The 22,754-nt window shown below is 72.5% G+C and carries 23 protein-coding genes and 1 pseudogene; 14 read left to right on the top strand and 10 right to left on the bottom strand.

The features are described 5' to 3' along the window. Window positions 1-193, top strand: a 193-nt coding sequence (locus ACWD3O_RS31740) for a hypothetical protein (protein ID WP_451418253.1), incomplete at its 5' end; no start/stop codon positions are given. Between the two features lie 48 nt (window positions 194-241). Here the strand turns inward: ACWD3O_RS31740 and ACWD3O_RS31735 are convergent. The 6 genes from ACWD3O_RS31735 to ACWD3O_RS31710 form a co-directional block, all read right to left on the bottom strand. Then, entirely contained in the window at window positions 242-1,042 is an 801-nt protein-coding gene (locus tag ACWD3O_RS31735) for a Tellurium resistance (RefSeq protein WP_451409929.1), read from the bottom strand. A 151-nt stretch (window positions 1,043-1,193) separates the two neighbouring features. Then, the gene (locus tag ACWD3O_RS31730) at window positions 1,194-2,336 is read right to left on the bottom strand and encodes a DUF475 domain-containing protein (RefSeq protein ID WP_451418252.1); all 1,143 of its coding nucleotides are present in this window, start codon (window positions 2,334-2,336) and stop codon (window positions 1,194-1,196) included. 101 nt (window positions 2,337-2,437) lie between these two features. Continuing rightward, window positions 2,438-3,016, bottom strand: coding sequence for a TerD family protein (locus ACWD3O_RS31725; protein ID WP_451409927.1), 579 nt, complete (start codon window positions 3,014-3,016; stop codon window positions 2,438-2,440). 157 nt (window positions 3,017-3,173) lie between these two features. Then, window positions 3,174-3,749 (bottom strand): TerD family protein, encoded by a 576-nt coding sequence (locus ACWD3O_RS31720; protein ID WP_356131264.1) that lies wholly within the window; start codon window positions 3,747-3,749, stop codon window positions 3,174-3,176. Between the two features lie 117 nt (window positions 3,750-3,866). Then, window positions 3,867-4,325 (bottom strand): peroxiredoxin, encoded by a 459-nt coding sequence (locus tag ACWD3O_RS31715; RefSeq protein WP_451409926.1) that lies wholly within the window; start codon window positions 4,323-4,325, stop codon window positions 3,867-3,869. A 189-nt stretch (window positions 4,326-4,514) separates the two neighbouring features. Beyond that, a complete protein-coding gene (locus ACWD3O_RS31710) occupies window positions 4,515-4,952 on the bottom strand; it encodes a DUF3052 domain-containing protein (protein WP_356131268.1) in 438 nt (145 codons plus the stop codon). 463 nt (window positions 4,953-5,415) lie between these two features. Here ACWD3O_RS31710 and aceE point away from each other — a divergent pair, with 463 nt between their 5' ends. Continuing rightward, a complete protein-coding gene (gene aceE / locus ACWD3O_RS31705; protein WP_451418251.1) occupies window positions 5,416-8,172 on the top strand; it encodes a pyruvate dehydrogenase (acetyl-transferring), homodimeric type in 2,757 nt (918 codons plus the stop codon). A gap of 68 nt (window positions 8,173-8,240) precedes the next feature. Further along, entirely contained in the window at window positions 8,241-9,014 is a 774-nt protein-coding gene (locus ACWD3O_RS31700) for a potassium channel family protein (protein ID WP_451418250.1), read from the top strand. Between the two features lie 354 nt (window positions 9,015-9,368). Here ACWD3O_RS31700 and ACWD3O_RS31695 read toward each other — a convergent pair whose 3' ends face one another. Further along, on the bottom strand, window positions 9,369-9,674 hold the full coding sequence (locus ACWD3O_RS31695) for a small hydrophobic protein (RefSeq protein WP_451409923.1): 306 nt from the start codon (window positions 9,672-9,674) through the stop codon (window positions 9,369-9,371). Window positions 9,675-9,803: 129 nt separating this feature from the next. On the opposite strand from ACWD3O_RS31695, the pseudogene ACWD3O_RS31690 reads away from it, so the two are divergent. The 4 genes and pseudogenes from ACWD3O_RS31690 to ACWD3O_RS31675 all read left to right on the top strand — a co-directional run bounded on the left by ACWD3O_RS31690 (window position 9,804) and on the right by ACWD3O_RS31675 (window position 13,065). Beyond that, window positions 9,804-10,527 (top strand): annotated as a pseudogene (locus ACWD3O_RS31690) (hypothetical protein). 67 nt (window positions 10,528-10,594) lie between these two features. Then, complete coding sequence (locus ACWD3O_RS31685; RefSeq protein ID WP_451418249.1) at window positions 10,595-11,488, top strand: DUF4429 domain-containing protein; 894 nt, start codon at window positions 10,595-10,597, stop codon at window positions 11,486-11,488. A 254-nt stretch (window positions 11,489-11,742) separates the two neighbouring features. Next, window positions 11,743-12,240: a GNAT family N-acetyltransferase gene (locus ACWD3O_RS31680; RefSeq protein WP_451418248.1), complete on the top strand. Its 498-nt coding sequence runs from the start codon at window positions 11,743-11,745 to the stop codon at window positions 12,238-12,240. A 9-nt stretch (window positions 12,241-12,249) separates the two neighbouring features. Beyond that, window positions 12,250-13,065 carry a serine hydrolase domain-containing protein gene (locus tag ACWD3O_RS31675; RefSeq protein WP_451409920.1) on the top strand — a complete coding sequence of 272 codons (816 nt, stop codon included), beginning with the start codon at window positions 12,250-12,252 and terminating at the stop codon, window positions 13,063-13,065. Between the two features lie 3 nt (window positions 13,066-13,068). Here ACWD3O_RS31675 and ACWD3O_RS31670 read toward each other — a convergent pair whose 3' ends face one another. Beyond that, window positions 13,069-13,791, bottom strand: a complete 723-nt coding sequence (locus ACWD3O_RS31670; RefSeq protein ID WP_451418255.1) for a pirin family protein — start codon at window positions 13,789-13,791, stop codon at window positions 13,069-13,071. 137 nt (window positions 13,792-13,928) lie between these two features. Between ACWD3O_RS31670 and ACWD3O_RS31665 the strand changes: the two genes are divergently transcribed. From ACWD3O_RS31665 to ACWD3O_RS31645, 5 genes are all read left to right on the top strand, one after another. Then, complete coding sequence (locus ACWD3O_RS31665; protein ID WP_451409919.1) at window positions 13,929-15,131, top strand: PucR family transcriptional regulator; 1,203 nt, start codon at window positions 13,929-13,931, stop codon at window positions 15,129-15,131. Between the two features lie 89 nt (window positions 15,132-15,220). After that, window positions 15,221-16,132 carry an ACP S-malonyltransferase gene (locus ACWD3O_RS31660; protein WP_451418247.1) on the top strand — a complete coding sequence of 304 codons (912 nt, stop codon included), beginning with the start codon at window positions 15,221-15,223 and terminating at the stop codon, window positions 16,130-16,132. A gap of 24 nt (window positions 16,133-16,156) precedes the next feature. Further along, window positions 16,157-17,188, top strand: coding sequence for a beta-ketoacyl-ACP synthase 3 (locus tag ACWD3O_RS31655; protein WP_451409917.1), 1,032 nt, complete (start codon window positions 16,157-16,159; stop codon window positions 17,186-17,188). Window positions 17,189-17,277: 89 nt separating this feature from the next. Further along, on the top strand, window positions 17,278-17,526 hold the full coding sequence (locus ACWD3O_RS31650; RefSeq protein ID WP_451409916.1) for an acyl carrier protein: 249 nt from the start codon (window positions 17,278-17,280) through the stop codon (window positions 17,524-17,526). A gap of 136 nt (window positions 17,527-17,662) precedes the next feature. Then, complete coding sequence (locus tag ACWD3O_RS31645; RefSeq protein ID WP_451418246.1) at window positions 17,663-18,937, top strand: beta-ketoacyl-[acyl-carrier-protein] synthase family protein; 1,275 nt, start codon at window positions 17,663-17,665, stop codon at window positions 18,935-18,937. 128 nt (window positions 18,938-19,065) lie between these two features. Here ACWD3O_RS31645 and ACWD3O_RS31640 read toward each other — a convergent pair whose 3' ends face one another. Next, window positions 19,066-19,560, bottom strand: coding sequence for a DUF3145 domain-containing protein (locus tag ACWD3O_RS31640; RefSeq protein ID WP_356131288.1), 495 nt, complete (start codon window positions 19,558-19,560; stop codon window positions 19,066-19,068). A 338-nt stretch (window positions 19,561-19,898) separates the two neighbouring features. Between ACWD3O_RS31640 and ACWD3O_RS31635 the strand changes: the two genes are divergently transcribed. Further along, window positions 19,899-20,780 (top strand): SGNH/GDSL hydrolase family protein, encoded by an 882-nt coding sequence (locus ACWD3O_RS31635; RefSeq protein WP_451418245.1) that lies wholly within the window; start codon window positions 19,899-19,901, stop codon window positions 20,778-20,780. Between the two features lie 10 nt (window positions 20,781-20,790). Beyond that, entirely contained in the window at window positions 20,791-21,780 is a 990-nt protein-coding gene (locus ACWD3O_RS31630; protein WP_451418244.1) for an aldose epimerase family protein, read from the top strand. 82 nt (window positions 21,781-21,862) lie between these two features. On the opposite strand, the gene ACWD3O_RS31625 is transcribed toward ACWD3O_RS31630, so the two are convergent. Continuing rightward, entirely contained in the window at window positions 21,863-22,714 is an 852-nt protein-coding gene (locus ACWD3O_RS31625; RefSeq protein ID WP_451418243.1) for an EI24 domain-containing protein, read from the bottom strand. Between the last annotated feature and the right edge of the window lie 40 nt (window positions 22,715-22,754).

Below are 22,754 nucleotides of genomic sequence, written 5' to 3'. Positions count from 1 at the left end.
CCCGCAGAGCCCGGAGACCCCGCAGATCCCGCCGACCCCGCAGAGCCCGGAGACCCCGCAGATCCCGCCGACCCCGCAGAGCCCGGAGACCCCGCAGATCCCGCCGACCCCGCAGAGCCCGGAGACCCCGCCGAGCCCGCCGACCCCGGAGACCCCGGGGATCCCGCCGACCCCGCCGACCCCGCCGACCTGATCCCCGCCGACGCCCCGGCCTCCCGGGAGCCCTCCGCTCCGGGGCAGGTCAGCGGGGGGTGGATTTGTGGCCGCGACCCCAGTTGAGGCCCCAGCCGTAGAGGCGGTCGAGTTCCGCCTGGAACCCGTACACGTACCGCGCCTCCCGCCGGACGAAGATCTCCCCCTTGACGTTCTCGATCATGAGGACCGCGCAGGACCGCGCCTGCGGCTGCCGCTCGTCGAGGTCGATCTCGATCACCGGGTCCGCCCCGGCGAAGAGCGTCACCGTGGCCTCGGTGCGGTCGAAGGCAGGGGTGTCGTCGTAGATGTAGGCGAAGACCAGGAGCCGCCGGACGGCGTCCCGGTGGTCGAGGTTGATGTGCATGGTCTCGCCGGACCCGGACCCCGCCCGGTCGTCGCCGTCCAGCTTCACGTACGGCGGCTCGTTGATCGCCCCGTAGAGCCGCCCCAGCGGCTGCACGACGCCCTTGGAGCCGTCGGTGAGCTCGTACAGGCAGCCGAGGTCCAGGTCGACGCGGACCATGGACTGGGTGTGCCCGATGATCTCCGGCGGCTTCAGCGCCCGCAGCGGGTGCCGCAGCAGGCTCTCCCGCCCGCCGCCGAGGTCGGAGCTCCGCATCCGCCAGGCGAGCTGGACCCGCAGGTTGCCGGTGTCGGCGCCCTGCTTGGTCAGCGAGACCCGGCGCCGCCGGCCGGTCAGCCGGACCGGCCCGCCCCGCGCGCCCCCGGTGTCGAACCCGGCGGCGTGCCAGGGCCGCAGCCCGTCGAAGAATCCGGAGAACCCCGAGAACGGCGCGAAGCCCTGCCGCGCACCCCGCTCCTGGGATCCCTGTTCCGTGGAAGCCATCCCGTCCACCCCTCGCACCTCGTGACTCACCCCGCGACCGACGCGCCGCGGGGCGGCCCGAGGACGACTGCTCGTCCTCGACGACCGCCCCGCAGAGAGCGTTCCCGTGCCGAAGGGTGCGGTACACCCGGCGAAGGGGATCTGACGAAGGTCACACGCCCGGAGATGCCCCTGCCCCCGCCTTGTCGCCGGAGCCGCCCTCCGCGGCCGCCAGCGCGCGGTTGCGCCGGACCGAGGACCAGAAGGAGGCGCCGATCAGGCAGACGCCGATGAGACCGGTGATGATCTCGTGGATCTCGTACTGGATGGTGATCAGCAGGATGACGGCCAGGGCGCCGATCGCGTAGTGGGCGCCGTGCTCCAGGTAGACGTAGTCGTCCAGGGTGCCCTGGCGGACCAGGTACACGGTGAGCGAACGGACGTACATCGCGCCGATGCCGAGGCCCAGCGCCATCATGATGATGTCGTTGGTGATGGCGAAGGCGCCGATGACCCCGTCGAAGGAGAACGACGCGTCCAGGACCTCGAGGTAGAGGAACATGAAAAAGGCGGCCTTGCCGACCAGCATCACCGCGGACCGCGGCTTGCCCTCGGCGACGGCCTTCTCCTCCGCCTCGTGCTCGCGCTCCTCCTCTTCCTCCAGCTTGTCCTCGAAGAAGCCGGAGAGGCCGCCGACCACCAGGTAGGTGATCAGACCGGCGATGCCGGCCAGCATCACCGTGCCGGACTTGTCGGCGTGGCCGGTGTGGGTGTGGGCGTGGGTCGCGAAGGTCATCGCCGTGATCAGCAGCAGGATCAGCGCGATGCAGACCGACAGCATGTCGACCTTGCCCAGCTTGGCGAGCGGGCGCTCCAGCCAGGTCAGCCACTTGATGTCCCGGTCCTCGAAGATGAAGTCGAGGAAGATCATCAGCAGGAACATACCGCCGAACGCGGCGATCGCCGGGTGGGCGTCCGTCACGTACTGCTCGTAGAGGTCCTTGTTGTTCAGCGCCAGGTCGACGGCCTCGATGGGTCCGAGCTGGGCGCTGATGGCGACGATGACGACGGGGAAGACCAGCCGCATGCCGAAGACGGCGATCAGGATGCCGATGGTCAGGAAGATGCGCTGCCAGAAGGGGCTCATCTTCTTGAGGATTCCGGCGTTGACCACCGCGTTGTCGAAGGACAGCGAGATCTCGAGGATCGACAGGATGGCGACGACGCCGAACCCCGTCCAGCCCCCGTAGAAGAATGCGACGACCAGACCGATCGCGGTGACCGCGAACGACCAGCCGAAGGTTTTCAGAACCACTGGCTACCCCATCATGTGGCGGGGGACCGCCCCGCACCCGGCTTTACTCTGCGTTGACCCTGCAGTCTAGGGTCGTGTCGCGCCCCTGTGGCGTCCGGGGCTCAGGTGATGTTGACGCCGTGATCGAGCGCGATGCCGCGCAGACCGGACGCGTACCCCTGGCCGACCGCGCGGAACTTCCACTCGCCCCGGTAGCGGTACAGCTCGCCGAAGATCATCGCAGTCTCCGTGGAGGCGTCCTCGGAGAGGTCGTAGCGGGCCAGTTCCCGGCCGTCGGCCTCGTCCACCACGCGGATGAACGCGTTGGACACCTGGCCGAAGCTCTGGCCGCGCAGGTCGGCGTCGTGGATGGACACCGGGAAGACGATCCGCTCGCACCGCGCCGGCACCTGGGAGAGGTCCACGACGATCGACTCGTCGTCACCGTCCCCCTCGCCGGTCAGGTTGTCGCCGGTGTGGGTCACCGAACCGTCGGGGCTGGTGAGCTGGTTGTAGAACACGAACCACTCGTCCCCGAGGATGCGGCCGCCCGTCCCGCAGATCAGCGCGCTGGCGTCGAGGTCGAAGGGCGCGCCGGTGGTGGAGCGCGCGTCCCAGCCGAGCCCGACCGTCACCTTGGTGAGGTTGGGGGCGGCCTTGGAGAGGGAGACGTTGCCTCCCTTGGCGAGCGTGACGCCCATGAACGGATCCTCCCCTTCGTGTGCGGATGTGCGGCCGTGCGGATGTCGGGCCGTGCGGACGGCCCGTGGTGTCGACCGCGCCCCGGGTCCCGGGCCGGCGCTCCGCGGGCGCGGGGGCCGGTCCGGGGCCCGGGGCGTGAGCCCTGGCCGGGTGACGTCAGACGTTGACGCCGAAGTCCTGCGCGATGCCGCGCAGGCCGGAGGCGTAGCCCTGGCCGACCGCGCGGAACTTCCACTCCGCGCCGTGGCGGTAGAGCTCGCCGAAGACCATGGCGGTCTCCGTGGAGGCGTCCTCGGAGAGGTCGTAGCGGGCGATCTCGGCGCCGCCGGCCTGGTTCACGACGCGGATGAACGCGTTGCGCACCTGGCCGAAGGACTGCTGGCGGGCCTCGGCCTCGTAGATCGAGACCGGGAAGACGATCCGGTCGACGTCGGCCGGGACCGCCGCCAGGTTGACCTTGATCTGCTCGTCGTCGCCCTCGCCCTCACCGGTGAGGTTGTCACCGGTGTGCTCCACGGAGCCGTCGGGGCTGGTGAGGTTGTTGAAGAACACGAAGTGCGCGTCGCTGGCGACCTTGCCGGCCGCGTTGAGCAGCAGCGCGCTCGCGTCCAGGTCGAAGTCGGCGCCGGTGGTCGTGCGGACGTCCCAGCCGAGGCCGACGATGACGGCCGTCAGGCCGGGCGCCTCCTTGCTCAGCGAAACGTTGCCGCCCTTGCTGAGGCTGACTCCCACGAGTCCTCCCTTTTGCTGTCCGGGGGCGGGGAGCCCCGAGTTCGTCGAGTGATGCGCCGGTAGGCAATCAAGGACCGATCGTAGTGACCGGTTCCCGCCCGGCGGGCGGAGAACCCGTCACATGGTCTCGAGTGCCTTGACGTAGTCGTTCAGGTCGCGCGCGTCGGGCAGGGCGTTGACGACCGTCCAGCGCACCACGCCCTCCTTGTCGATGATGAAGGTGCCGCGCACCGCGCAGCCCTTCTCCTCGTCGAAGACGCCGTAGGCGCGCGACACGTTCCCGTGCGGCCAGAAGTCGGACAGGAGGGGGTACTCGAAGCCCTCCTGCTCGGCGTAGACCCGCAGGGTGTGGATGGAGTCGGCGGAGACGGCGAGCACCTGGGTGTCGTCGTTGACGAAGGCCGGCAGGTTGTCGCGGATGTCGCAGAGCTCGCCGGTGCAGACACCGGTGAAGGCGAACGGGTAGAAGAGCAGCACCACGTTCTTCTCTCCCTGGTAGTCGGAGAGCCGCACCGGCCTGCCGTGGTTGTCCTTCAGCTCGAAGTCCGGGGCCCGGTTGCCGACCTCGATCGCCATCGTCTCGCATTCCCTTCGCCGGCCACGCCGTTCGGGCGGGTGACACTGTGACAGTCGGTGACACCCTACGCGGCCTGGGAAAACCCCGGGGGGAACCGTGGAGAAGGCGCAAAACACCGCGAGGGGACGACGGCCGTGCGGCCCGCTCCGTCCCCCCGCGGTCGGGGTCGTGCTCCTGTGGGAGCGGCGTCACCGCTTGGTCTTGGCGCCCTTCGGCGTCAGCAGGCGGCTTCCGCTCCAGTCCTTGCCCACGCTGACGCTCTTGGTCGCGGAGAGCCCCGCGGTCGTCGCGGCTTCGGCGATGTCGCTCGGCTCGACGTATCCGTCACGGCCCGTCTTGGGCGTGAGGAGCAGGATCGAGCCGCCTTCCTCGATGTACGTGGTGGCGTCCACCAGCACATCCGTCAGGTCGCCGTCGTCGTCGCGGAACCACAGCACCACGGCATCGGCCACGTCGTCGTATTCCTCGTCGACCAGCTCGCCGCCGATGACTTCCTCGATGGCCTCGCGGAGCTCCTGATCGACGTCGTCGTCGTAGCCGATCTCCTGGACCACCTGCTCGGGCTGGAACCCCAGCCTGGCGGCAGGGTTCGTCCGCTCCTCCGCGTGGTCCGCGGTCGCGCTCACGGGTTGCCTCCTGATCATGTTGCGATTGTGTCTCCTCCGGCTCGCCTGACGCTGCCGGGGGAAGGGTTCGAGCCACACGCGTGCGCGCAGCATTGGCCGTAGTCCACACGGGCGGGACGGATCGCGCAAGTACCCGGCCGTCGAGACCGCCGAAACGGTGACGTTCCCGGCGGCGCCGTCGCAAGTTCCGGGCACCGATCCCGGCGCCAGGTGACGCAGGCCACACTATTCTGTCCCCTTTGCCGCTTTCGGCGGACACCATGCGTGCGACGTACGAATTGTTTTGCGAAACCTGTCTGGTGTGAGCGTATTCGGTTTCCGCGACGCGCGCGCCACGGGGGCCGGTGATCGTCCGCCGCCCGCCCGGAGGCGCGCGAGGTGAGGTTCGCGATCAGCGGGTACACCATGGGGGAAACCCGTCCACATCGCGACGACTGGACCCCTGCGAGAGCGAAGGAACGCCGTGGCTTCCGGACCCGGATCAGATCGCGCCCCGATCATCATCGGCGGCCTGCCCAGCCAGGTCCCCGACTTCGACCCCGAGGAGACCGGGGAGTGGCTGGACTCCCTCGACGCCGCGATCGACGAACGCGGCCGCGACCGGGCGCGCTACCTGATGCTGCGACTGATCGAGCGGGCCCGCGAGAAGCGCGTGGCCGTGCCCGAGATGCGCAGCACGGACTACGTCAACACCATCGCCACCAAGGACGAGCCGTTCTTCCCCGGCAACGAGGACATCGAGCGCAAGATCCTCAACGCCACCCGGTGGAACGCCGCGGTGATGGTCTCCCGGGCCCAGCGCCCGGGTGTCGGCGTGGGCGGCCACATCGCCACCTTCGCCTCCTCCGCCTCGCTGTACGACGTCGGCTTCAACCACTTCTTCCGCGGCAAGGACGCCGGCGACGGCGGGGACCAGATCTTCTTCCAGGGGCACGCCTCCCCCGGCATCTACGCCCGCGCCTTCCTGCTGGACCGGCTCTCCGAGGCGCGGCTCAACGGCTTCCGCCAGGAGAAGTCGAAGTACCCGGACTGCCTGTCGTCGTACCCGCACCCGCGCTCCATGCCGGACTTCTGGGAGTTCCCGACGGTCTCCATGGGCCTGGGTCCGCTGGGCGCGATCTACCAGGCGCGGATGAACCGGTACCTGCAGGCCCGCGGCATCGCCGACACCTCGCGCTCGCACGTGTGGGCGTTCCTCGGCGACGGCGAGATGGACGAGCCGGAGTCGCTGGGCCAGCTCAGCCTGGCCGCCCGTGAGGGCCTCGACAACCTGACGTTCGTGGTCAACTGCAACCTGCAGCGCCTGGACGGGCCGGTGCGCGGCAACGGCAAGATCATCCAGGAGCTGGAGTCGGTCTTCCGGGGTGCCGGCTGGAACGTGATCAAGCTGATCTGGGACCGTTCCTGGGACCCGCTGCTGGCCCGGGACCGGGACGGCGTCCTCGTCGACCGGATGAACCGGACGCCGGACGGCCAGTTCCAGACGTACGCCACCGAGTCCGGCGCCTACATCCGCGATCACTTCTTCGGCGACGACCACCGGCTGCGCGCGATGGTCGAGAGCATGACCGACGACCAGATCCTCCACCTCGGCCGTGGCGGTCACGACCACCGGAAGATCTTCGCGGCGTACACGGCCGCGCTGGAGCACAAGGGCCAGCCGACGGTCATCCTGGCCAAGACGATCAAGGGCTGGACGCTGGGCCCCAACTTCGAGGGCCGCAACGCCACGCACCAGATGAAGAAGCTGACGGTCGACGACCTCAAGCGCTTCCGGGACCGGCTGCACCTGCCGATCTCCGACAAGGAGCTGGAGTACCCCTACGAGGCCCCGTACTACCACCCGGGCCGGGACTCGGAGGAGATCCAGTACATGCACGACCGGCGCCGCGCGCTGGACGGCTACGTGCCGACCCGGGTGCTGCGGGCGAAGCCGCTGACGCTGCCGGGCGACTCCGCGTACGCGGCGGTGCGCAAGGGGTCCGGCAAGCAGACGGTGGCCACCACGATGGCGTTCGTGCGGCTGCTCAAGGACCTGATGCGGGACAAGGAGATCGGCCGGCGGTTCGTGCTGATCGCGCCGGACGAGTACCGCACCTTCGGCATGGACTCGTTCTTCCCGAGCGCCAAGATCTACAACCCGATGGGCCAGCAGTACGAGTCCGTCGACCGGGAGCTGCTGCTCGCCTACAAGGAGTCGCCGACCGGGCAGATGCTGCACGACGGCATCTCCGAGGCCGGCTGTACCGCCTCGCTGATCGCCGCGGGCTCGTCGCACGCCACGCACGGCGAGCCGCTGATCCCGGTGTACGTCTTCTACTCGATGTTCGGTTTCCAGCGCACCGGTGACCAGTTCTGGCAGATGGCCGACCAGATGGCCCGCGGTTTCGTCCTGGGCGCGACCGCCGGCCGCACCACGCTGACCGGCGAGGGCCTGCAGCACGCGGACGGCCACTCCCAGCTGCTGGCTTCCACCAACCCGGCGTGCGTGGCCTACGACCCGGCGTTCGGGTTCGAGATCGCGCACATCGTGCGGGACGGTCTGCGCCGGATGTACGGCTCCTCGCCGGAGCACCCGCACGGCGAGGACGTCTTCTACTACCTGACCGTCTACAACGAGCCGATCGTCCAGCCGGCCGAGCCGGAGGACGTGGACGTCGAGGGCATCGTCAAGGGCATCCACCGGTACGCGCCCGGCACCGAGGGGTCGATCCCGGCGCAGATCATGGCCTCGGGCGTGGGCCTGCCGTGGGCCCTGGAGGCGCAGCGGATCCTCGCCGAGGACTGGGACGTGCGGGCGGACGTCTGGTCGGCGACCTCCTGGAACGAGCTGCGGCGCGAGGCGGTCGAGGTCGAGGAGCACAACCTGCTGCACCCGGAGGAGGAACCGCGGGTGCCGTGGGTGACCCGGAAGCTGTCGGGCGCCGAGGGGCCGTTCGTGGCCGTCTCCGACTGGATGCGGTCGGTGCCGGACCAGATCGCGCGCTGGGTGCCGGGCCCGTACACCTCGCTGGGCGCCGACGGCTTCGGCTTCGCCGACACCCGCGGCGCGGCGCGGCGGTTCTTCCACATCGACGCGCAGTCGGTGGTCGTCGCGGTGCTGTCCGAGCTGGCCAAGGCCGGGCAGGTGGACCGCGGGGTGCTCAAGCAGGCCATCGACCGCTACCGGATCCTGGACGTGGCCGCGGCCGACCCCGGCACGATGGGCGGCGACGCCTGACGCCGCCCGCGCCCGCCGTCGGGCCCCCGCCGTCCCCGGGACGGCGGGGGCCTTCCTACGATTCCGGGATGGTCATGGACGAGACGACGGCGCGGCCCGCCCTGCTGGAGGCATGGGAGCGGCGCACCCAGCGGCCGCTGCTGGTGCTGGCGGTGGTGTTCGCGGTCGCCTACGCGGTGCCGATCGTGGATCCGGACGCGAGCCGGACGGTGGTGACCGCCTGCCGGTGGGCGGAGTGGCTGGTCTGGGGCGCGTTCGCAGTGGACTACACGGCGCGGCTGTGGCTGTCGGAGGACCGGTGGACGTTCTTCCGCACCCACCTGCTGGACCTGCTGGCGGTCCTGCTGCCGCTGCTGAGCCCGCTGCGGCTGCTGCGGCTGGTCTCCACGCTGATCCTGGTCGGGCAGCGGGCCCGGCTGAGCTCCCAGGTCCGGCTGACCACGTACGTCGCGGGGTCCGTGGTGGGGCTGCTGGTGTTCGGCTCGCTGGCGGTCCTGTCGGTGGAACGGCACGCCCCGGACGGCAACATCAAGACGCTGGGCGACGCGGTGTGGTGGGCGTTCACCACCATGACGACCGTCGGCTACGGCGACCTCGCGCCCACCACGGGGCTGGGCCGGCTGCTCGCGGTGGGGCTGATGCTGTCCGGCATCGCCCTGCTCGGTGTGGTGACGGCCAACATCGCGGCCTGGTTCATCGCCCAGTTCGACAAGGACGACGCGGAGGAGCGGCGCCGGACCGAGGCGATCGGCGCCCTCACGGAGGAGGTCCGCGCCCTGCGCGCCGAGGTCGCCGCCCTCTCGGCCTCCCGCCGCGCCCCGGCCGACACGGACGAGCGGTAACCCCCGCGGGCGCGTTCACGTCACTGGCAGGCGGTCCAGCCCGGGGCTCGTGCGCGTCGACGCGGCGGGCGGTCCAGCCAGGACGAGCGCTCTCGTCGACGGAGCGGAGGACCAGCCAACACGGCTCGCACCGACGCGGCGGGCAGTCGAGCCGGAAGCAGCGTGCGCGTCACGCTTGAGCGGCGGTCGACCCGCAGCGGCAGGCGGCCCAGCCCGGGCACGCGCTCGCGTCACGCGGCGGGCGGTCCAGCCAGGACATGCGTGCGCGTCACCGCGGGGGGCGGTCGGGTTCGGGCAGCGCGAAGGGCGCCGGAGCGGAGAGGAGTCGCTCCGGCGCCCTTGTCGCGGGGCCGGTCAGAGGAGACCGGTGCCCGTTCCCGCCCCGGCGAGGAAGATCAGCGCCAGAACGGTGTCGATCGCACCCAGGACGACGGCCACCAGCGCCGGCCATCCGGCGTTCGCGCCCTTCCAGGTGCGTCCCATGGCGAGCCAGCCGCACACCATCGCCACCGGACCGAGGATGATCCCGGCGACGAAGAGTCCGGCCACCGCGCACACGACTCCGACGATCGCGAGCGTCGCGCTGTCCGGCCCGGTCCGTGACGGGTTCGCGCCACGTGAGCGGGGGTTCCTGCGCGCACTTTGTCCGAAGCCGGCCATATCAACTCCCTTGCACCCTCTGCCTTGTAGGGGCGCTCTTCGGGTTCACTGTTCGGATTGCCCGCAATCCGCGCCGCACGCATGCGAGTTGCCGCTTTCCGCCGAGGGGGCCTTGCTCCTGGCCCCCCGATGACGATCACGCGACTCCGCTCCACCGGCGGCCGGCCCCGGCGCGGCGTCCGGCGGGGCCTCGCCCACGCGCTGCCCGCGCTGTCGGTGGTCCTCGCCCTGCTGACCACCTCCGGCTGGACCGACACCCCGCGCCGCCCCCTGGCCGTCGGACACATGAACGGCGCCCCGGTGCGCCTGCGGTACTACGCCAACCGGCGGGCGCCGGCCGAGGCGCTGCGCGCCGAACGCTCCCGGCCCCGCGACCCGCGGCTCACCGCGGAGGGCCGTCGGGAGGCGCGGCGCAAGCTGCACCGGTTCGCGGCCCTGATGGACGAGGAGCGCAGAATCCTGGCCTTCGACCCGGACGGGCGCGGCAGGGTGGCCGAGGTCTTCGGCGACCTGGAGCGCGCCGACCGGGAGCCCCACGATGCGCGCCGGGCACGCCACCCGGCTCGGCACGGACGCCCGGATCCGGGCCGCCCGCGCCAAGGCGGACTGGATCGGCGAACTGCCCCATGTGGAGGTCGGGGGCCTCGGTCACGGCGCCGACCCGGTCTCCCCGGCGTTCGGCGCGCGGGTGGTGTCCGCGGAGGGGGCGCGGGGGCACACCGGATACTTCGCGCAGGGCAGCGAAAGTCTGAGAGATTTCGCTCTGATCGGCGCCGGGTCTCCGGCCGCCGTGCGGTGCGCACGCGAGAAAGACGCGTGCGGAACCCCCGCCACCGCAGTCTCACCGGTCTGAGGCCGGTCGCACCGCAAGAACTTGAGGCCTGTCGGACACGGGACGCCGAGGGGGAGGCACGCATACGATGACCCGCATGGGTGACGTACTGGCCGGATTTCATGCCGCCTGGGAGTTCGAGTCCGACTCCGTGCTCATCCGCTACGAACGGGGGATACGCACACCGAGACTGTTCCAGGCGCTCGGCGAACGCCGGGTGCCGACGGCCGCCCTCGCCGGGGTCGAGCTGACCCGCGGCCGCCGCGGCACCGTCGTGCTGCGCGCCGTGCCCCGGGCCGGCGCCGACCCGCTGATGGACGTGGCCGACGGGCAGCTGCCGGACGGCAGCGACCCGTACCGGCTGGTGCTGCCCGGCGACCGGGAGACCCTGGCCGAGTACTACGCGGACGAGTTGCGCGCGCTCGTTCCGCGCGCCCCGGGTCCGGTCTCGGCCTCCCTGGTCGCCCCGCCCAAGGCGCCGCGGCAGTTCAAGGCCTACGACGCCAAGGTGTCCTTCGACGGCTCGACGGTGACCTTCCGCTGGTCGTGGACGGGCGCCTCGTCCGCGAAGTGGAGGACCGGCGACCAGCACGTGCCGGTGGGCGAGCTGGCCGGGGTCGAGTGGCGCTCGCCGGAGGCGCTGGAGGGGCACCTGCGGCTGGTCCGGCACGGCGCCCGCGACCGCGAGGCGCACCTGCCGGTGGACCAGGATCCCTCGGCGGTGGTGTTCGGCCTCGGCTACGGGCCGGTCCACGAGTCGCTGCCGTTCGCCGCGGCGGTCCTGGCCGCGGTGCGGGCCGCGGGCGGCACGGCGGGCACCGGCGCCGTGGAGCGGATGACGCCGGTGGCGGTCGGGGTCACCCGGCGCGACCCGGCGGACATCGCCGAGCGGATCCGGCACCTCGGCGAGCTCCACCGGGCCGGGCTGGTCACCGACGAGGAGTTCACCGCCAAGAAGGCCGACCTCCTCGCGGAACTCTGACCGGCCCGAGCACGGGCCGACCGCCGGGCCTCCACACAACCGGACATATGTGCGGATGTTTCACCGGTTCGGGTGAGACGGGGTTGGGCGCGCACCCTCCTGGGCAGCCCAAGGTCACAGCGGGTCAGGCCCTCCGCAGGACATCGCAGGACATGCGGAGCGTGATGGTCCGCTCGTGCGCGGCCGGAGGGGAGCGGCGCACGGGCGGGCCGGCCGGCGCACGGGCGGACCGGCACGGCGCTGTCGTGCCGCGCATGGTCTTCGCCCGACGCGCCCTCCCCGAGGACGCCCGTGAGGTGCTCCGTCTGCGCCAGGTCATGCTCGACGCCGTGCACCCCGGCCGGGCGACCCACGCCCCGGGAGAGACTCCCGAGTGGCACGCCGAGGCGCTGGAGCCGCTGCGGCGGCGGCTGGCCGACAAGGACGGGGACTTCGCCGCCTTCGTGGTCGACCGCCCCGATGCCCCGGGGGCACTGGCCTCGCTGGCCGTCGGGCATGTCGGCTACCGGATCGGAGGGCCGGACAACCCGCGCGGGCTCGACGGCTACCTGTTCAGCGTGGCGACCGACCCGGACGCGCGCCGCCGCGGATACTCCCGGGCCTGCGTCGAGGCGCTGATCGCCTGGTTCCGGGAGCAGGGCTGCGAGCGCGTCGGGCTCACCGCCTCCGCCGACGGCATGCCGCTCTACACCTCGCTCGGCTTCGTCCCCAGCTCGTACCCCTCGATGCGGCTGAGGCTCCGGCCTGCCTAGGGTTTCCCCATGAACAGCCTGTCGATGATCGAGTCCTGGCCCGTCCCCACCGCCGCGGCGGGCGTCGTACGGGCGGACGGCACGGTGGCCGGCGTCCACGGCCCCGTGGACCACCGTTTCCCGCTCGCCTCGGTCACCAAGCCGCTGGCCGCGTACGCCGTGCTGGTGGCGCACGAGGAGGGCGCGGTCGAACTGGACGAGCCGGCGGGCCCCGACGGGGCCACCGTCCGGCACCTGCTCGCCCACACCTCGGGGCTCGCCTTCGACGAGCCCAGGGCCATGGCGGCGCCCGGCGAGCGCCGGATCTACTCCAACGCGGGCTTCGAGGAGCTGGGCCGCCATGTCGAGGAGGCCACCGGCATGTCCTTCGCCGAGTACGCCCGCCAGGCGGTCCTGGAACCCCTCGGCATGACCGCCACCACGCTGGAGGGCTCCCCCGCGAAGGACGGCGTCTCCTCCGTGACGGACCTGCTGCGCTTCGCCGCGGAGGTCCAGGCCCCACGGCTGCTGGACCCGCGCACGGTCCTCGAGGCGATGACCGTGCAGTTCCCCTCGGCCAAGGGCGTCCTGCCGGGGTACGGCCACCAGAACCCCAACGACTGGGGGCTCGGCTTCGAGATCCGCGACGGGAAGTCCCCCCACTGGACGGGCTCCCGGTCGTCGTCGTCCACCTTCGGCCACTTCGGCCAGTCCGGCACCTTCCTGTGGGTCGACCCCGAGGCCCGCCTCGCCTGCGTCGCGCTGACGGACCGCCCCTTCGGGCAGTGGGCGATCGACGCCTGGCCCCCGTTCACGGACGCGGTCCTCGCCGAACTCCGCGGCTGACGGTCACCCGGCCGCGCCGGGCCCCGCCGCCGGGTCCGGGGCGGCGAACTCCCAGACGAGGAACTCCGCCGGGGCGGCGGCCTCCGCCGTGAGGACGCCCTCCCCGGTGATCCGGGCGGCGTCGCCCGCGGTCAACGGCTCGCCGCCGACGCGGAGTTCGCCCGAGGCGAGGTGCACGTAGAGGGAACCCCCCGCCGAACCCGCCCGCGAACCCGCCTCCGAACCCGCCCACGGGAGGGCCACGTTGTCGCCCGCGGCGAGGCGGTGGATGTGCAACACCGCCCCCGCCTCGGGCAGTTCGTACGCCCCCGTGCGGAGTTCCCGCACCAGCCGGTACGCCGGCTCGCCGGGCACGTCCTCCCGCGGGGCCAGCCACATCTGCAGGAACCGGCACGGCACGGAGCCGTCGTTGCGCTCCACGTGCCGCACCCCGCTCCCCGCGCCGAGGTGCTGCAGGTCCCCGGGCCGCACCCGCCGTTCCCGGCCCCCGGAGTCCCGGTGCGTGAGCTCGCCCTCCAGCACCCAGGTCACGATCTCCACGTGGCGGTGCGGATGCTCGTCGAAGCCCGCCCCGGGTTCGAGGCGCTCCTCGTTGACGGCGAGCAGCGGCCCGAAGCCGAGGTTGTCCGGGTCGTAGTGCGGGCCGAAGGAGAAGGCGTGGCGGGTGGTGATCCCCGCCCCCGGCTCCCCGCCCGGGTACCGGTCGTCCGCGCGCCGTACGTCGATGGTCACGGCGGTCACGCTACCCGCGCCGCCCCACCGGCTCCCCGGGCGCCGCCCGCGGCCGGGTGTGACGGTCCGCACACGGACCGCGTCCGACCCGGCGCGACGCGACCCCTCCGGCATGGGGCACCCTTGTGGGCGTGCCCGCACCAGATCCTTCCGAACACCGTCCCTCCGCCGCCCACACCCACTCCGCCACGCTGAAACGGCTGGAGCGGTCCTCCGGCAGCCTCGCCGCCCAGGCGATCGCGCGGATGGACGAGACGCTGCCCTGGTACCGGGCGATGCCCCCGGAGAACCGGTCGTGGATCGGCCTGGTCGCGCAGGCGGGCATCGCCGCGTTCACCGAGTGGTTCCGCCGCCCGGAGACCCCCACCCAGGCGATCTCCACGGACGTCTTCGGCACGGCCCCCCGTGAACTGACCCGCGCGATCACGCTGCGGCAGACGGTGGAGATGGTGCGCACCACCATCGAGGTGATGGAGTCCGCGATCGACGAGGTCGCCGCCCCCGGCGACGAGTCGGTGCTGCGCGAGGCGCTGCTGGTCTACGCCCGGGAGATCGCCTTCGCCACCGCCCAGGTGTACGCGCAGGCCGCCGAGGCCCGCGGCGCCTGGGACGCCCGGCTGGAGTCGCTGGTGGTCAACGCGGTGCTCTCCGGCGAGGCCGACGAGGGCGCGGTCAGCCGGGCCGCGGCGCTGGGCTGGAACTCCCCCGAGCACGTCTGCGTGGTGCTGGGCACGGCCCCGGACGGCGACAGCGAGCTGACGGTGGAGGCGATCCGCCGCGCCGCCCGCCACACCAAGCTGCAGGTGCTGACCGGCGTGCTGGGGCACCGCCTGGTGGTGATCGCCGGCGGCAGCGACAACCCGCTGCACGTGGCGAAGTCCCTGATCGGGCCGTTCGCGGCGGGCCCCGTGGTGGCCGGTCCGGTGGTGCCGGACCTGCTGGCCGCGACCCGCTCCGCGCAGGCGGCCACCGCCGGGCTCAAGGCCTGCTCGGCCTGGCCGGACGCCCCGCGCCCGGTGCTGGCGGACGATCTGCTGCCGGAGCGCGCGATCGCGGGTGATCCGATGGCGCGCGAGCAGCTGGTGGAGGAGATCTACAGACCGCTGGAGGAGGCCGGTTCCGCGCTGCTGGAGACGCTCAGCGTCTACCTGGAGCAGGCGAGCAGTCTGGAGGGCGCGGCGCGGATGCTCTTCGTCCACCCCAACACCGTGCGCTACCGGCTCCGACGTGTGACCGACGTCACCGGGTGGTCACCCTCCGACGTCCGGTCCGCGTTCGCCCTGCGGGTGGCGCTGGTCCTCGGCCGTCTCCAGGACGGCGACCAGCCCGGCTGACCCTTTGTCCGGGTCCTACAATTAGCCCTCCGGTTCTTCGTCCCTGTCCCCACGGGCGGCCGTCGCCGTCTCCAAGAGAGAGTGTGAGAGTGCTCGTACTCGTCGCTCCCGGCCAGGGCGCCCAGACGCCCGGCTTCCTGACTCCTTGGCTCGAACTCCCCGGCGCCGCCGACCGCATCGCCGCGTGGTCGGACGCGATCGGACTCGACCTCGCCCACTTCGGGACCGAGGCCGACGCGGACGCCATCCGTGACACCGCGGTGGCGCAGCCGTTGCTGGTCGCGGCCGGTCTGCTGTCCGCGTCCGCGCTGGGCGACGTCACGCCCGGCGCGGTGGCCGGCCACAGCGTCGGCGAGATCACCGCCGCCGCCCTCGCGGGCGTGCTGGAGGACTCCGCCGCCCTGTCGCTGGTGCGCACCCGCGGCCTGGCGATGGCGGAGGCCGCCGCCGTCACGGAGACGGGCATGGCCGCGCTGCTGGGCGGCGACCCGGACGTGACGGTTCCGCACCTGGAGAAGCTCGGGCTGACCCCGGCCAACCGGAACGGCGCCGGCCAGATCGTCGCCGCCGGCACCGCCGAGCAGATCGAGGCGCTGGTCGCGGACAAGCCCGAGGGCGTGCGCCGTGTGGTGCCGCTCAAGGTGGCGGGCGCGTTCCACACGCACCACATGGCCCCCGCCGTCGACAAGCTGGCCGAGGCCGCCGAGGCCCTCGACCCGGCGGACCCGCGGGTCGCCTACGTCTCCAACAAGGACGGCGCCCGGGTCTCCTCCGGAGCCGAGGTGCTGCGGCGTCTGGTCGGCCAGGTGGCCAACCCGGTCCGCTGGGACCTGTGCATGGAGACGTTCCAGGAGCTCGGTGTCACGGCGCTGATCGAGGTGTGCCCGGGCGGCACCCTCACGGGCATCGCCAAGCGCGCCCTGCCGGGCGTCAAGACGCTCGCCCTGAAGACCCCCGACGACCTCGACGCGGCCCGCGCGCTCATCGCCGACCACGCCTGACGCCCCAGAAGGAGCCGACCGAACATGTCGAAGATCAAGCCCAGCAAGGGCTCCCCGTACGCGCGGATCCTGGGCGTGGGCGGCTACCGTCCCGCGCGGGTGGTGCCCAACGAGGTGATCCTCGAGAAGATCGACTCCTCCGACGAGTGGATCCGGTCGCGTTCCGGCATCCGGACCCGTCACTGGGCGAACGACGAGGAGACCGTCTCGGCGATGTCGATCGAGGCGGCCGGCAAGGCCCTGGCCGCCGCCGGGATCACCGCCGAGCAGGTCGGCGCCGTGGTCGTGTCGACGGTGTCGCACTTCGAGCAGACCCCGGCCGTCGCCACCGAGATCGCCGCGAAGCTGGGCACGAACAAGGCCGCCGCCTTCGACATCTCGGCGGGCTGCGCCGGCTTCGGCTACGCGCTGACGCTGGCCAAGGGCATCGTGGTCGAGGGGTCCGCCGAGTACGTGGTCGTGATCGGCGTGGAGCGCCTGTCCGACCTGACGGACCTGGAGGACCGGGCGACGGCCTTCCTCTTCGGCGACGGCGCGGGCGCCGTGGTGGTCGGCCCGTCCGACGAGCCCGGCATCGGCCCCACCATCTGGGGCTCCGAGGGCGACAAGTCCGGCGTCATCAAGCAGACGGTGTCCTGGAACCGCTACCGCGTGGGCGACCTGGCCGAGCTGCCGCTGGACGAGGCCGGCCGGGTGAAGTTCCCCGCGCTCACCCAGGAGGGCCAGACCGTCTTCCGCTGGGCCGTGTTCGAGATGGCGAAGGTCGCCCAGCAGGCGCTGGACGCGGCCGGCATCGGCCCGGACGAGCTGGACGTGTTCATCCCGCACCAGGCAAACGAGCGCATCATCGACTCCCTGTTCAAGACGCTCAAGCTGCCCGAGACGGTCACCGTCGCCCGCGACGTGCAGACCACCGGCAACACCTCGGCCGCCTCCATCCCGCTGGCGATGGACCGGCTGATGGAGACGGGCGAGGCGAAGAGCGGCGACACGGCCCTGGTCATCGGCTTCGGCGCCGGGCTGGCCTACGCCGCGACGGTCGTCACCCTCCCCTAGGCGTTCCGTGCCGGACGACCGGTCCGGCCCGGACATGTGGACGTAGATCGCCACACCCTCAGAAATACCTCTATGAAGGAGCGCCCGACATGGCCGCCACGCAGGAAGAGATCGTCAAGGGTCTCGCCGAGATCGTGAACGAGATCGCCGGCATCCCCACCGAGGACGTCCAGCTGGACAAGTCCTTCACCGACGACCTGGACGTCGACTCCCTGTCCATGGTCGAGGTCGTCGTCGCCGCCGAGGAGCGCTTCGACGTGAAGATCCCGGACGAGGACGTCAAGACGCTCAAGACGGTGGGCGACGCCGCCGACTACATCCTCAAGCACCAGGGCTGAGCCGGGCTCAGCGCCTGACGCTCGCCACCTGGCAGCGTCTCCGCGGGGGGTGCCTCGCCGTCAGGGCGCAGGCACCCGCTGCGGAGGCAGTGCGGTGGCGCCGCTGTTCCTCGTACCTCGTTGGAGAAGAGTTCCCGTGAGCCCGACCAATCGCACCGTGGTCGTCACCGGTATCGGCGCAACCACACCGCTGGGTGGCGACGCGGCCTCGACCTGGGAAGGCCTGATCGCCGGACGTTCCGGTGTCGGCCCCCTCACCCAGGACTGGGCCGCCGAGCAGTCCGTCCGCATCGCCGCGCAGATCGCGGTCGAACCGACCGAGGTCATCCCCCGGCCCCAGGCCCGCCGCCTGGACCGGTCCGCGCAGTTCGCGCTGGTCGCCGCTCAGGAGGCCTGGGCGGACGCCGGTTTCACCGGCAAGGCCGGTGAGGAGGAGGCGGGCGTCGCGCCCGAGCGTCTGGGCGCCGTCATCGCCTCCGGCATCGGCGGGGTCACCACCCTGCTGGGCCAGTACGACGTGCTGAAGGAGAAGGGCGTCCGCCGCGTCTCCCCGCACACCGTGCCCATGCTGATGCCCAACAGCCCCTCCGCCAACGTGGGCCTGGCCGTGAACGCCCGGGCGGGCGTCCACACGCCGGTCTCCGCCTGCGCCTCGGGCGCGGAGGCCATCGGCTACGCCATCGAGATGATCCGCAGCGGCCGTGCCGACGTGGTCGTCGCGGGCGGCACCGAGGCGGCGATCCACCCGCTGCCGATCGCCGCGTTCGCCAACATGATGGCGATGTCGAAGAACAACGACGACCCCGAGGGCGCCTCGCGTCCCTACGACACGGACCGCGACGGCTTCGTGATGGGCGAGGGCGCCGGTGTCCTGGTCCTGGAGTCCGCCGAGCACGCCGCCGCGCGCGGCGCCCGCGTCTACGCGGAGGCGGTCGGTCAGGGCATCTCCGCCGACAGCCACGACATCGTGCAGCCGGAGCCCGAGGGCCGCGGCATCCAGGCAGCGCTGCGCAACCTGCTGGAGTCCACCGACCTGGACCCGGCGGAGCTGGTCCACGTCAACGCGCACGCCACCTCGACGCCGGCGGGCGACATCGCCGAGCTCAAGGGCCTGCGCGCGGTGTTCGGCGACGACGCCGACCACATCGCGGTGTCCGGCACCAAGTCGATGACCGGTCACCTGCTCGGCGGCGCCGGCGGCGTCGAGTCGGTCGCCACGGTGCTGGCGCTGTACAACCGGGTGGCGCCGCCCACCATCAACATCGTGGAGCTGGACCCGGCGGCGGCGGGGCTCGCCGACGTGGTCCGCGACGAGGCGCGCAAGCTGCCGGTCGACGGCCGGATCGCCGCCCTCAACGACTCCTTCGGCTTCGGCGGCCACAACGTCGTCCTGGCCTTCCGGACGGTCTGAGGTCACCGCACCTGCACGCGAGAGGGCCCCCGCTCCGGCGGGGGCCCTCTCGCGTGTCGTGCGGTGCCTCAGTCGTGCGGTGCCTCAGTCGTGCGGTGCTCCAGGAAAACGGCCCCAGGGGGCGCGGGTCAGACGACCTGGTGGAGCCAGCGGACGGGGGCGCCCTCGCCGGCGTACCGGAAGGACTCCAGCTCGTCGTCCCACGGCTTGCCCAGCAGCTTCGCCAGCTCCGCCTCGAGCTCCGTCTCGCCGTTGCGGGAGCGGGTCAGGGCGGCGCGCAGCCGGTCCTCGGGGATCATGATGTCGCCGTGGATGCCGGTGACGGCGTGGAAGATGCCGAGGCCCGGCGTGCAGCTGTAGCGCTCGCCCTCGGCGCCGGGGCAGGGCTCCGAGGTCACCTCGAACCGCAGCATCTGCCAGCCGCGCAGCGCGGAGGCCAGCTTGGACGCCGTACCGGCCTTGCCCTGCCAGGACAGTTCGGAGCGCCAGGTGCCGGGCGCGGCGGGCTGCCGGATCCAGTCCAGGTTCACGCGGGCGCCGAGCACTCCGGCGACCGCCCACTCGACGTGCGGGCACAGCGCGCGGGGAGCGGAGTGCACGTACAGAACCCCACGTGTCGTCACCGAGACCTCCTCAGAGCGGCGCGCTTGCCACGGACAGAACGGACGGACGGGACTCCTGAGTTCCCCGGTCCACACCTGACGGTGTGTCGGAGGAGCCACGGAGCGAGGCTACCGTGCCGACAGGCGCGGAGGGTGACGTACCGTCCGTCCCACGGCGGCGAAACGCCGCCATTCACCCGGTGGGACGCTTGTACGGGTCGGCAAGGTCACATCGGGTCGCCGCCGGGAACTCCCGCGCGTTCTCATGGTGAGGGGCACGTCGCACCGGTGCCCCGTTTCGCCGTGACCATGACGGAAGCGGCCGGGGTGACCGTGGGCGGGTGGAGGGAGGAACGGGCATGACGAACCGTCGCGGAGCGCGGGGGGCGCGGGGGGCGCGCGCCGCCTTCGCCGTCGCGGGCGTCGCCGCGCTGCTGGCCTCGGCCGGCTGCGGCGGCCAGGAGGGGGCGCCGCCGCGCCCGAAGGCCTCTCCCTCGCCGTCCTCCTGGGACCGCGCGCCCGGTTCGGTGGCGGCGGTCGGCGACTCGATCACCACCGGGTTCGACTCCTGCCAGGTCCTCTCGGACTGCCCGAGCGTGTCCTGGTCCACGGGCGACTCCCCGGAGGTGCGGAGCCTGGCGGCCCGGCTGCTGGGCCCCGCGAGGACGGCCTCGCACAGCTGGAACTACGCCGAGACCGGCGCGCGGATGTCCGACCTCCGGGCCCAGATGCGGCAGGCCGCCGCCCGGCGGCCCGAGCTGGTGACGGTGCTGGTGGGGGCCAACGACGCCTGCCGCGGGTCGGTGCGGTCGATGACGCCGGTGGACACCTTCCGCGAGCAGTTCGCGTCCGCGCTGCGGGCCCTGCGCGAGCGATCGCCGAAGTCCCAGGTGTACGTGGCGTCGATCCCGGACCTCAAGAGGTTGTGGGAGGTCGGCAGGAAGACGCCGATGGGCCGGGAGGTCTGGAAACTGGGCATCTGCCCGACGATGCTGGGGGAGGCGGAGGCCGTGGGCCGCGAGGCGGTGGAGCGCCGCGGGAAGGTCAGGGACCGGGTGGAGGAGTACAACGAGGCGCTGGCCGAGGTCTGCGCGCGGGACGAGCGGTGCCGGACGGACGGCGGTGCGGTGTACGCCTACCGCTTCGGCGCCGGGCAGCTCAGCCGGTGGGACCTGTTCCACCCGAGCGTCGACGGCCAGGCGAGGCTGGCCGACATCGCCTATCGAGCTGTCACGGCCTAGGGTGGCGATCATGAACAGCGAACTCTTCGGCGCCCTCCCCGACGGCGCCCCGGTGCACCGGTGGACCTTGGCGCGGGCCGGGGTGCGGGTGCGGGTCCTGACGTACGGCGGGATCCTGCAGTCGGTGGAGACCCCGGACCGCGACGGCCGGACGGCCGGCATCGCGCTCGGCTTCGACGGGCTCGACGGGTACCGGAAGTTCACCGGGCCGTTCTACGGGGCGCTGATCGGCCGGTACGCCAACCGGATCGCGGGCGCCCGGTTCACCCTGGACGGCGTCGGGCACGAACTGCCGGCCAACGACGGGGCCAACTGCCTGCACGGCGGTGACGACGCCTTCGACAAGCAGGTCTGGGAGGCCGAGCCGGACGGCGACCACGCGCTGCGGCTGTCCCGGGTGAGCCCCGCGGGCGAGGCGGGCTTCCCGGGCCGGCTGGAGGTCTCCGCGGTGTACGCGCTGGAGGAGGACGGCGCGCTGTCGCTGACCTACGAGGCGGTCACGGACGCGCCGACGGTGGTGAACCTGACCAACCACACCTACTGGAACCTGGCGGGCGCGGGCTCGGGCACGGCCCGGACGCACCGGCTGCGGCTGGCCGCCTCCCGGTACACGCCGGTGGACGGCGCGAACATCCCCGTCGGCGCCCCGGCGGAGGTCGCGGGCACGCGGTTCGACTTCCGGGAGCCGGAGGGACGGCCCACGGGCGAGAGCTACGACCACAACCTCCTCCTCGACAAGGGGGTCACCGCCGAGGCCGTTCCGGTGGGCGAGCTGTGGGAGGAGTCCACGGGGCGGGTCCTGACCGTCTCGACCACGGAGCCGGGCATCCAGGTCTACACCGGCGACTTCCTGGAGGGGCCGTTCTCCCCCGGCGACGGCGTGGCCCTGGAGACCCAGCACTACCCCGACGCGCCCAACCGCCCCGACTTCCCCTCCACCGTGCTCCGCCCCGGCGCGACGTTCCGTTCCCGCACGGTCTACGGCTTCGGCACGCGGTGACGCCGCGGGGGCGGGGGCGCGCTCGCACCGCCCCCGCCCTCGTTCGCGCTCGCGTCCGCGCCCGCGCTGGGCGCGGCCCGCGTCACGGCTTCGTCAGCGACGGAGGCGACGGGGGCGCGGCGTCGCCCGTGCCCCGGGCGTCGTCGTCCCCGGCGGTCCGGGCGGCGCTCCCGCTCCCGCTCTCGTCGGTGTCCTCGCCGAGCAGGTCACGGGCGAGGAGCGTGGCTCCGGCGACGACGCCCGGCATCAGCAGCACCGCCAGGAACGGGACGAGGAAGGTGACCGCCAGCGGCGTCCCGAACCCCCACACCAGCCTCTTCCGCGACCGCAGCAGCTCCAGCCGGTCGCGCAGCACGATGCCCCGCCGCTGCATCGCCACCGCGGTCAGTTCCTCCGTGAGGAAGAACCCGGTGACGAAGAAGCCGACGACCGGCACCACGGTCTGCCCCACCACCGGCAGGAACCCGAGGACGAACAGCAGCAGGCCCCACAGCGCCGCCCGGACGACCACCCGCAGGCTGTCCCGTCCGGAGATCCACAGCTCCCGCAGCAGCGGCAGGTCGGAGACCGCGGCCGTGCCGTCGGGCGAGACGTCGCGGTCGACCCGCTCGGACAGCGCCTCGTAGAACGGCTGGCCTATCAGCAGGGTCATCGCGGTGAAGGTGAGCACCGCCGCGAGCAGCGACCCCGCGAAGAGCAGCACGGTCAGGGCGCCCCGTGCCAGGCGCGCCCAGGTGTCCGACCAGTCGTCGGCGAACGGGGTCGCCCAGGTGACCAGATCGGAGCCCCAGGTGAAGAGGGCGACCAGCAGCCCGATGTAGAGCACCAGGGTGATCAGCCCCGGGACGAGGCCGAGGCCGTAACTGCGGCCGTGCCGGGCGACCCAGCGCTGCCCCTTGAACAAGTAACCGAAACCCACCGCGAGATCACGCATGACGCGAACCCTAGCGGTGCGTACCGACGGCCGAGCGGGC

Source organism: Streptomyces sp. NPDC002640 (assembly GCF_053592575.1).
Note: the sequence above shows the minus strand (reverse complement) of the source record. Positions and strands in the feature narration are given on the sequence as shown.

Bases quoted from the DNA above. Each gene is read 5' to 3' on its own strand.
- ACWD3O_RS31680 (WP_451418248.1), top strand. From the start codon at position 11,743: ATGGTCTTCGCCCGACGCGCCCTCCCCGAGGACGCCCGTGAGGTGCTC.
- ACWD3O_RS31685 (WP_451418249.1), top strand. From the start codon at position 10,595: ATGACCCGCATGGGTGACGTACTGGCCGGATTTCATGCCGCCTGGGAG.
- ACWD3O_RS31625 (WP_451418243.1), bottom strand. From the start codon at position 22,714: ATGCGTGATCTCGCGGTGGGTTTCGGTTACTTGTTCAAGGGGCAGCGC.
- ACWD3O_RS31700 (WP_451418250.1), top strand. From the start codon at position 8,241: ATGGTCATGGACGAGACGACGGCGCGGCCCGCCCTGCTGGAGGCATGG.
- ACWD3O_RS31635 (WP_451418245.1), top strand. From the start codon at position 19,899: ATGACGAACCGTCGCGGAGCGCGGGGGGCGCGGGGGGCGCGCGCCGCC.
- ACWD3O_RS31650 (WP_451409916.1), top strand. From the start codon at position 17,278: ATGGCCGCCACGCAGGAAGAGATCGTCAAGGGTCTCGCCGAGATCGTG.
- ACWD3O_RS31655 (WP_451409917.1), top strand. From the start codon at position 16,157: ATGTCGAAGATCAAGCCCAGCAAGGGCTCCCCGTACGCGCGGATCCTG.
- ACWD3O_RS31675 (WP_451409920.1), top strand. From the start codon at position 12,250: ATGAACAGCCTGTCGATGATCGAGTCCTGGCCCGTCCCCACCGCCGCG.
- ACWD3O_RS31725 (WP_451409927.1), bottom strand. From the start codon at position 3,016: ATGGGCGTCACGCTCGCCAAGGGAGGCAACGTCTCCCTCTCCAAGGCC.
- ACWD3O_RS31715 (WP_451409926.1), bottom strand. From the start codon at position 4,325: ATGGCGATCGAGGTCGGCAACCGGGCCCCGGACTTCGAGCTGAAGGAC.
- ACWD3O_RS31630 (WP_451418244.1), top strand. From the start codon at position 20,791: ATGAACAGCGAACTCTTCGGCGCCCTCCCCGACGGCGCCCCGGTGCAC.
- ACWD3O_RS31735 (WP_451409929.1), bottom strand. From the start codon at position 1,042: ATGGCTTCCACGGAACAGGGATCCCAGGAGCGGGGTGCGCGGCAGGGC.
- ACWD3O_RS31695 (WP_451409923.1), bottom strand. From the start codon at position 9,674: ATGGCCGGCTTCGGACAAAGTGCGCGCAGGAACCCCCGCTCACGTGGC.